8 protein-coding genes are annotated in these 9,397 nt (G+C 50.4%); 2 read left to right on the top strand and 6 right to left on the bottom strand.

Annotated elements, in window-relative coordinates:
- Together GX659_02435 and GX659_02430 are read right to left on the bottom strand one after the other, a co-directional pair.
- Positions 1-1,950 (bottom strand): hypothetical protein (locus tag GX659_02435; GenBank protein NLD27646.1); only part of this gene is annotated, 1,950 nt, incomplete at its 3' end.
- 125 nt (positions 1,951-2,075) lie between these two features.
- Positions 2,076-2,306, bottom strand: coding sequence for a hypothetical protein (locus tag GX659_02430; protein NLD27645.1), 231 nt, complete (start codon positions 2,304-2,306; stop codon positions 2,076-2,078).
- 725 nt (positions 2,307-3,031) lie between these two features.
- On the opposite strand from GX659_02430, the gene GX659_02425 reads away from it, so the two are divergent.
- The gene (locus GX659_02425) at positions 3,032-4,003 is read left to right on the top strand and encodes a hypothetical protein (protein ID NLD27644.1); all 972 of its coding nucleotides are present in this window, start codon (positions 3,032-3,034) and stop codon (positions 4,001-4,003) included.
- Between the two features lie 216 nt (positions 4,004-4,219).
- Positions 4,220-5,338 carry a hypothetical protein gene (locus GX659_02420; protein ID NLD27643.1) on the top strand — a complete coding sequence of 373 codons (1,119 nt, stop codon included), beginning with the start codon at positions 4,220-4,222 and terminating at the stop codon, positions 5,336-5,338.
- Here GX659_02420 and GX659_02415 read toward each other — a convergent pair.
- Genes GX659_02415 through thiC form a run of 4 tightly spaced genes read right to left on the bottom strand, consistent with a single transcriptional unit; the run spans position 5,335 to position 9,384 of the window.
- Positions 5,335-6,645, bottom strand: a complete 1,311-nt coding sequence (locus GX659_02415; GenBank protein ID NLD27642.1) for a glucose-6-phosphate isomerase — start codon at positions 6,643-6,645, stop codon at positions 5,335-5,337. The two genes, GX659_02420 and GX659_02415, sit on opposite strands and share 4 nt — an antisense overlap.
- A 27-nt stretch (positions 6,646-6,672) precedes the next feature.
- Positions 6,673-7,557, bottom strand: a complete 885-nt coding sequence (locus tag GX659_02410) for an acyltransferase family protein (protein NLD27641.1) — start codon at positions 7,555-7,557, stop codon at positions 6,673-6,675.
- Between the two features lie 15 nt (positions 7,558-7,572).
- Positions 7,573-8,028: a hypothetical protein gene (locus GX659_02405; protein ID NLD27640.1), complete on the bottom strand. Its 456-nt coding sequence runs from the start codon at positions 8,026-8,028 to the stop codon at positions 7,573-7,575.
- A 33-nt stretch (positions 8,029-8,061) separates the two neighbouring features.
- Positions 8,062-9,384 carry a phosphomethylpyrimidine synthase ThiC gene (gene thiC / locus GX659_02400; GenBank protein ID NLD27639.1) on the bottom strand — a complete coding sequence of 441 codons (1,323 nt, stop codon included), beginning with the start codon at positions 9,382-9,384 and terminating at the stop codon, positions 8,062-8,064.
- Between the last annotated feature and the right edge of the window lie 13 nt (positions 9,385-9,397).

Genomic DNA, 9,397 nt, shown 5'->3' with positions numbered 1-9,397 from the left:
AGGAGCGAACCAGATCGCATCCGCAGAATCTCCTGTGCCGGTGATGGTGACGGTGGCCCCGCCCTTTACAGAGATAGAAGTCGCAAATGCCGTGTTCTGGGAAGTAGGGGGAACCGTGTCGACCGTTACAGTGAACGATCCGCTTTCAGACCAGTTGCCGACCCCGTTGCGCTCCTGAACATACAGCGTATGTGTGCCGTCGTCCAGGGGAGAGGTCGGGGTGTAGCTCGTATCGGTTGTCTCCGTCCAAGGGCCCTCCTCGCCGTCTAGCTGATATCTGAATGTCCCGTTTCCTCCGCCCCCCGTCGACCAGCTCCATGTAGGAGTAGAATCGGAGGTGGGTGTGGTCGCTGAAACCGAAGGAGAGGATGGGGCTGAAACATCCTGCACGGTTGAGTCCGTGACTTTAACAACCGTATTTCCCTCCTCAATGCCATCATTCGGTATTACCGCGCAGAAAATATATTTGCCGATATCGGCTTCCACCAGTGTGTAGGTTCCATCGACATCTTCCATAAACCCATCGGGTTCACCCTCAATTTCTTGAGATGAATGCCTTGCCCAAACAATTTCTGTTCCTGACTCCGGATTGTTATCCGCGTCAAAGTAGTCATAGTTGCAGGTTAGCGTCGATCCTACAAAGAGGTTGCCGGTTATTGAAAGGTTGGTTGCAACCGGAGGGGTGTTCACCCGACTCGATGCCGAGCTGGTAGCTTGATTTCCAAAATCAACGCCATCGGAAGGAGTTACAGAGCAGAATAAAAATTTTCCTCTATAACTTTCAATGATTGAAATAGTGTTAGACGTTTGGCCCTCTATGATTGTTGCGTCTAATAAATTCGCAGTATCGCTTTTGTACCACTCATATGTGCTTCCACTTTCGACGTCGCCATCAGCATCAGAGTATGTGTAAGAACAAGTGGCCGTCTCTTCGGCTTTCATGGTGCCAGTTACAGAAACGTTACTTGCTGACGGTGCGGTGTTCTCACCGCCGCCGCCAGCGTTTAGGCATTGGTTGAGATTGGAATTCCATACACAGTAAGGCTCATCGCCTGCTGCCATGGCAAGGCAAATATTGTGCTTTAAGGGGTTGCTTACCATCGTGCAGTCTGCGTTGTCATCAGGCTCGTGTACCCATTCGGATCCGCTCCATTGGCAATAATAATCATTTGAAAATTCTTCTGAACATTCCAGTTGCCAGCCTTCGCCGTCTTCTTCTGAGTAGCCACCGATATTACACAACATCTCACATGAGATGTTTTCCTCGTCGCATTCGATTGTGCATTCGCTATCTGAGTAGCACCTGCCTCCTGACGCATAACCCCCTCCATCGCAGCAGTCGGGAGCTGGGTTGCAACTGGGCGGCCCTCCTCCTCCGCAGTCGGCCGGACAATTGCTATTATTTTCGCCGGCCCAGCTTTCGCATATGCCGTTTGGACAGGTATATCCGCTACCCCCGCAATCGGCCGGACAATTGCTATTATTTTCGCCGGCCCAGCTTTCGCATATGCCGTTTGGGCAGGTGTATCCGCCGCCGGTTCCACAATCCTGTTTACAAGTACTGCTGTTTTCGCCGAGCCCTGCTTCGCAGATATTGTTTCCGCAGCTTCCGCCTGTACACGCTGTGCTTGCTTGGCCGTAAGAACCTTCAACTCCACATGTTCCATCCCAGTAACGGCAGTTTCTTACATCGTAATTTCCCTGCCCATCAAAGGCTTCCCAGTAATATGTTTCGCATACTTCCTTGCTCGTGTTGTTATATTGGAAACAGTCGTTGGTTAATGTTGAATTACATTCAGGAGGACCAGATTCTCCTCCGCCATCGCCCATGCATGTCACTATATCCGGGGTGAGGCATATCCCCATCTCTTCATTCCAGGTTCCTTCAAGAGCTTCACAGGAAGTTGAATCTTGAGGGGCGCCTTTTGACTCGGAAAAGAACGTCTCCATATCAAGACATGCGCCACTGCAATCAGGTGGTAAGATTCCAATGCAGGTAAAACCTTCGTAATCACCCGTGCAATCACTACTTTCGCTGCAGGGCGCATCAGGATAATAACCAACCGACTCGGGTTCTAGACATCTGCCAAAGTAGCATATGGTGCCATCCTCACAATTATCGCTACTGCCGCAGTTGTCCTTACATGCCCCTCCTTCGGTGTGGCAGGGGAAGCCGCCAGAAGCGGCCGCCTCGCAGTAGGCGACTTTGATATCTTCACAACTGTCAAGCGATCCTGTCCAGCCTGATCCTGAATCGTAGGCACAGTTTCCTTCTGAATCCACGAAGAGGAGATCATCGCAGTCACTTGGATCCGTTATTTCAAACATCGTACAAAGATCCGCGCATCCGGGAATTCCACCGTTTTCTTTTGTTAATGGCCCTTTCGTGTCTGCTATCCAACCATCGCCAGGCTGTTCTGATATGGATTTTTGCTCGCTTCCGCAGGCAGAGATCAAGAGGGCGAGGAGGGGGACAAGTATCCAAGCCCCCATCCTTCGAAACCTTTTTGCTTTCTCTGTTGAAGACAGGATCAAGAACCCCCCTCCCTGAAGCGCTAGCTTGGTACGAGCAAGAGTAATGCCAGAGTGATTTTTTTAACTATTTGAAAACATTGCTTTTTATAGCCCGGCTCTTGGCCGGCGGGTAGTTTTTAACCCAGATTTGCAACAAATTCCCTAAGCTTTTGACGTTTTACCGCTAAACCCCTGACAAATTTACTTTAATTTCCCTTTTAACGGAATGGGGTCAGTCAAGCTGTTGACGCCGGAGCCGATTCCCTAACACTTTCCCCAAATCTGATCAATGGCATGTGCTAATCAGTTTCAATATAATTTAGATGATTTAAAACAAATGTATAGATTAATTTAGATGATGTATTACTTTATATATCTCGATAAAAAAATATCTCAGATATCGAACAGTTGACTGAACCTAGAAAATCATCTGCGGGCGAGGAAACAACGGGCGAGGAAAATAGCAACATATTTGCGATTGCTTCGATAACGTCAGTTCAGAAAGGGAGATAATTTTATGACGGGCTTAGTTTCACAATTTTTCGGTGCCTCCGCTTCGATGCTGGCTAGTCTACCCAGGGTCCATTGCTGTCTGCTCGCCGGAGGGATGGGCGGGAGGCTAGCCCCTATAAGCACTCCGGAGAGGCCAAAACAGTTCTGCGATCTTACCGGGCAAGGCCCCATGATTGCGGTTACTGCCGACAGGTTTGCCGGGCTTGTAGCAACGGATCGAATGCATGTTGCAACCAACAGGGCTTTTGAATCTGCCGTAAAGGAGAACCTGCCTTGGATTTTGCCTCAAAATATCACCCTTGAGCCCACTGGAAAAAACAAGGATACCGGGCCTGCGGTCGCTATCTTTGCTGCTCGCCTTGCGGAGGTGGATCCCGACGCCGTTGGCATCCTGACCCCATCCGATCACTGGATAGGTAATCTCCCGGCATTCAGAAAAAATATTGTAGATGGCGTTCTCTTCGCTGCGCAGCACAGTGCGCTGCTGCTCTTCGGGATTCCGCCATCGCGCCCGGAAAAAGGTTTTGGATATATACGCAAGGGTAGAGCGGTGGATGGCTCACCCGCAATGGTGGCCACCGAGTTTGTTCAAAAGCCGGATTTTCCTCAGCCCCTGATTGAAGCCGGGGATTATCTCTGGAATAGCGGGATGTACGTATTTCATGCCGCCTCTTTCAGGAGGATGCTGGCGAAGTATTCTCCCGATCTCCTATCTTCGGTGGATATTTATCTGAACTTGCTTCGTAACGGGCGAGCTGAGGATGCCGATGAATTCTATATGGCTGAGATGCCGAGGATTTCCATCGATCACGCCGTGATGGAGTCGGTGGCTCGGTTTGGCGATATGTTTCTGATTCCGCTGGAGAGCGAATGGTCCGATATCGGAGTCTGGGAGGGGATTCGCGCTTTGTATGTCTCAGGAAAAATAAATCCACCGAGTGCGGTGCTCAGGGAGCTTGCAAAAATTTTCCAATGAGGTTCCTTTGATGGGAATTCTCCATTTTTGGGAATTTGGCGGGGGTACATTCTGTTTGACTTATGTTCGACGATCGGGGCGGAGAATCCGAAAAAGTTGAAATTTCAAGCAACATCTTTGCGGACTAGCCGATAAGATGGCACCGGATGTCATTTTGTTGCTCTCTTTGCGCGCTGCGTATGGACTGAGGAAATCACATTCTGTAGAGGGGCTTGGGTGAATATTTCTATTAACATAAAGAACTCGCTCGCCATAATCTCTATCGCGATCTCTCTACTCGTATCCTGCTCCTCGGAGACGCAGTTTCTCGAATGGCGAACCGAGTATTTTGACCAGACGCAGATAACGAAGAGCGTTACGAAGAGCTTTGTCTTTGCCAATTCATCATCGGATGGGGAACAGCATATTCGCGCGATAGCATTCGACAAGGGGTCGAACGCTGTCGGCCATTTTAAAATCAATTCAGTAAAAGTAGGGGCGGTGGATGTGGAGCCGGCCGATATAGTCGTTCCTCCGGGTAGCTCCCTCTCTGTGGAAATTACATACTCTCCAAGAAACCTTGAAACCACCAAGGCTTCGTGGGGGGGCTGGGTAACCGGACATGAGGAGCGTTGGATTCCAAAACGCATTGAAGATCTTGAAGAGGAATCGCGGAACGAAACTTCCGTAATACACAGGTCTCTTGTAATAGCGGTCTATGATTACCCCAAGGAGGGGTATTATTATCTGCAGCTAGTTGGCGAGGCTGAGGAAGGGCCGAACGGCGAAATAGAACTCGGCGGTGGCTCCACTTCCTGTGAGCCGGGAGGGAACACGGCGTGTTACAACGGCGGTTTTGCGATCGATATTCCTCAGCTTGCCCCGGGCGGACCTAAGCCGATGGAGGTGACGGGACCTGTCACCTTCAACGTCAGCGGAGGGTCGGCAAAGCTCAGGATGGATGATTTTCCCAATGCGATATATTATCTGAGAAGCGAGGAGGTCACTCAGCTGCCTAGCGGAACGACCGTGACCCTTGTCGTGAGCGGTACGGAAGGCGTTGAGGCTGAGGGGACATTCGACGGCTCAAGAATTACGCTGTCTGGAGTTTCATTCAGGATAAGGGCTGCGCTTGGAGAGCTCTCTGCCGATCAGGTCAAGCAGGGTATGGCAGCGCTTATAGATTTCAATGTTCCTGACCTGACCATCGAAACGATATCCCCGCTTTCGCAGGGTTCTATTACGATGAGAATGGAAACATCTCTTCCACAGAACCCGTCCGGCAACGATCTTTTCGATCAGTTTCTCTCGGGAGCGAATGTCATTGCCGTTATGGAAGGGACTCTCGACTTCTAACGTTTTGTAAGAATTTCCCTCGTCAAAATTTTTCCAAGTTCGACACCCGGCTGGTCAAAGGGGTTTATCCCATAAAGCGCGCCTGCAAACGCGGTGGCGATCTGGTAGAACATGAAAAATTCACCAAGATGTAGGGCGTCGACGTTCGGGAAAGATATCTTCATGCTCGGCCTGTTCATCTTTGTCAGCGCGCCTATCGTGGCCTCGCATTCAGCGTTGAGAATTTCCGAGAGAGTTCTTTCCTTTATGTAAGAGAATGCCTCCGAGGGTTCTTCCACTATCGTCTCCTCGTTCCGAGAAGAAAATTTTTCCACATACAGGAAGGTGAACACCTTATCGCTAGGACCTTCCATGTACAGCTGAACCTGCGAATGTTGGTCGGTAGCGCCCAGCGCTTTTACCGGGGTTTGTCCGCGACCGGCCTTGCCCAGACTTTCGGCCCACAATTGGACGTACCAGTCGGAGGCAAGCGAGAGGGCATCGCTGTATGGCATCATGACCGATATATTCATCTTCTTCTCGGTGTCGAGGATGTAGTGGTAGCCCCCTAGTGCGTAGGCGGGATTGGATTTCAGATCCGGCGAACAACATCTTTTGGCCATCTCCCTTGCGCCTGCCACGAGATTTTCGATGTCTATCCCTACGCATGCGGCAGGAAAAAGTCCTACGGGTGAGAGGACGGAAAATCTTCCGCCGAGTTTTGGCGGAATGGCGAAGGATGTGATCCCTTCCTTTTCCACCATCGGCCTCAATTCGCCCGACTTGGGATCAGTTATGATGACAAGGTTTTTAGACCAGCTCTGACCCAGCAGCTTTTTCAGCCTCGATGCCACGATAAAAAACTGTGCCGCAGTCTCGGTGGTTTTCCCTGACTTGCTGATGACGATGAAGCAGCTTTTCGCGATGTCAACGAGTTGCATGAGCGCAGCGAAGGAATCGGAGTCGATGTTGTCGCACACGAAGAGACGGGGTTTCCCCTTTCGCGAATCCTTTCCGAGCATGTTCCAGAACGGTGGAAGTAGCGACTGTGCCGCGCAGCGCAGGCCTAGCGCCGATCCTCCAATTCCAAGCACGATCACATTTTCGAAATTCGATGCGATTTTTTCCGCCGTTTCCGCTATGCCGGCTGTTATGTCGTCGCGGAATATGTAATCGTAGAATATCGCATCTTCGCTTTTGCGCCAGTCCTGGATTTTTTCATGTGCCGCTGGAACTTTCGATTCCAGCTCCTGTACGTCGCACTTTGATATGGCCTTGTTTCCGCCCACTGTTTCTTCGAATATGTTTTTGAAATCCACTTTCAGCATTCGTTTCTCCTTGGTCTTCGTTACGGGTTATTCCCAGACAGACTTTCTCTTCTTCAGGTCCCTTTTCAGGCTTTTCAATATCGTTTCGCGAACTTTGGCTGCTTCCCTTTTGACCACGGAATTTTTTCTAGCGTCGGCAGCCCTGAATTTTTTGAAACTGACAGGTTTGTTGAATGTTATCTTCCATTTGCTCGGAAGCGGAACGAGACCTAGCGGACCCAGCCATGGGAATGTGGGAGTGAAAGGTATGTAAGGAAGCCCCAGGTTTTCCGCGAATTTTTTCGATTTCCATATCAGGGGATGTATCTCCTCGGCCCCTACTATTGAAACCGGTATAACTGGGACTTTCATTTTTATTGCTAACCTTACGAAACCGGCCCTTTGAAATTCTTGTAGCTGATAGCGTTCATTGTAGAGTTTTCCGATTCCTTCGATTCCTTCAGGGAAGATCATGACGATATGGCCGTCTTCCAGCAGCTCCATGGCGTTTTCGAATGATGCGCGCACGCCTCCAATCCGCTCTATGACTTTGCCCAAAACCGGTATGTTGAAGATGAAATCATCCACGAGGAACCTGACCAGCCGTTTGCTTTTGAGGTTATTGTATACGGCAAGGTGAGACATCGTTGCGTCGTAGGGGATTGTCCCCGAATGATTGGCAACCAGAATCGCCGGCCCTTTTTTAGGTACGTTGTCTGCGCCGCAGATATCGACGCGAAAATAATCGTGGTATAGGAATTGAAAAATTGGCCTCACGCGTTCTAAAAAAGTTGGGCTCATCCCGAAACGGTCGGCATCATTTTCGCATTCACGTCTGAAATCTTCGATCTTCGATATGAAGCGCCCGGCCATCGACTTCGCCAGTTCGACGTAGATAGGAATGTTAGAGTTGAAATTGCCGCTTTCTTTCATGAATGCCTTAGGTCTCTAGTCGTGCCATCTGTTTCTGCTGCGCATTGCGCTCCTGTATATCAGGAGTGTGATTACGAATATCAGGCCTTCGACCACCGTTCCCAGCAGATAAAAAAATTGCATGCTTTCGGCAAAGAGCAGCGCCGTGAAACCTGCTGCACAAATGAACTTGCTCATTATTATGTGGCGCGAGTGTTCGATATGGAGCGCCGGATCTTTCTGGACCATGAAAGCCGAATACGCCATGGATATCTGCAGCGCCACAGCGGGAACAAGCCAGAATTTTTCGGCGCCCAAAGCCCCGCGAGGGGATTTCCATCCGAAAAATACGCTGCCGATGTCGGTTATATAGGTGAGTATATAATCCGGCGAGGAGGTGAAAACGGCTGCTGCGATGAGAAACGCGACGCCGATTATCCTCATGAAGAGTATCAGCGTTCGTTCCTGCTTGGTGTAGTTTGTCATTTTCATGGGTCGGGATGCTTGCAAAAAAAAAGGTGCTCGTCAATGACCTGAAACTTCGCGGGAAATTCGCATTGCGCAGAATTTGGGCCCGCACATTGAACACGGTTCCGCCGTTTTGAGCCCCTTTTTCGAGTTGGCCTCATTCAGGTAGTCCCTGGCCTTGTCGGGATCGAGCATGAATTCGAATTGTTTATCCCAATCGAGTTCGAAACGAGCCTTCGACATTGCGTCATCCTTTAGCCGGGCTCCGGGTTTTTTCAGGGCGATGTCAGCTGCGTGGGCGGCTATCTTATGAGCTATCACTCCAGCGCGGACGTCATCGGCGTTTGGAAGTCCCAAGTGTTCCTTTGGCGTGACGTAGCAAAGCATCGCTGCGCCGCAAAACGCCGCCATCGTACCGCCTATCGCGGAAGCTATGTGGTCGTAGCCGGCAGCGATGTCTGTGACGATAGGGCCTAGGACGTAGAAGGGGGCTCCGTCGCATAGTTCATCCTGCTTACGCATGTTCATCTCTATCTGATCGAAAGGGATGTGTCCGGGGCCTTCCACCATGGCCTGAACGTATGCCTCCCTTGCGCGCATCGTGAGCTCTCCCAGCACTTTTAGTTCCGCAAACTGCGCGGCATCGGATGCATCTGCAAGCGAACCGGGGCGTAACCCGTCGCCGAGGCTTAGGCAGAGATCGTATCTCTGACATATCTCCAACAGCCTGTCGTAGTGTTCATAGAGGGGATTTTGTTTTCTATTTTTCTGCATCCATCTGGCGGTCAGCGCTCCACCGCGGCTCACTATACCTGTTGCCCTGGTCGAGGCCAGTGGCATATGCTCCCTGAGTAGTCCGCAATGAACGGTTATGAAGTCTACCCCCTGCTGCGCCTGCCTTTCTATGACGCTGAACAGCTGATCGACCGTAAGCTCTTCTATATTTTCGACCATCTCAGCTGCTTCGTATATGGGAACAGTTCCTATCGGCACGCTGCTTTCGGCGACTATCGCCTCGCGTATTTCATTTATATCGGTTCCCGTGGACAGATCCATGACTGCATCCGCGCCGTAGGCAACGGCGAGGCGCAGTTTGCCGAGCTCGCATCCTATATCCGATGAAATAGAAGAGTTTCCTATGTTCGCATTGATTTTGCATCTGCAGAGTTTTCCTATTCCCGATGGGATTAGATGGGGATGATTTATGTTGGCGGGTATTACCATCCTTCCCGCTGCGATAGCGGTGCGGACATCTTCGGCGGGCAGGGATTCATTTTCAGCGACGTACTTCATCTCTCCAGTAATTATCCCTTTTCGCGCGTAGTACATCTGCGTTTTTATCTTATCGCCGCTACGTTTTGCTATCCATTCTTTTCTCATCGCATTCTCCATT

Source organism: Myxococcales bacterium, assembly GCA_012513515.1.
Classification (GTDB): Bacteria; UBA10199; UBA10199; order 2-02-FULL-44-16; family JAAZCA01; genus JAAZCA01.
Note: the sequence above shows the minus strand (reverse complement) of the source record. Positions and strands in the feature narration are given on the sequence as shown.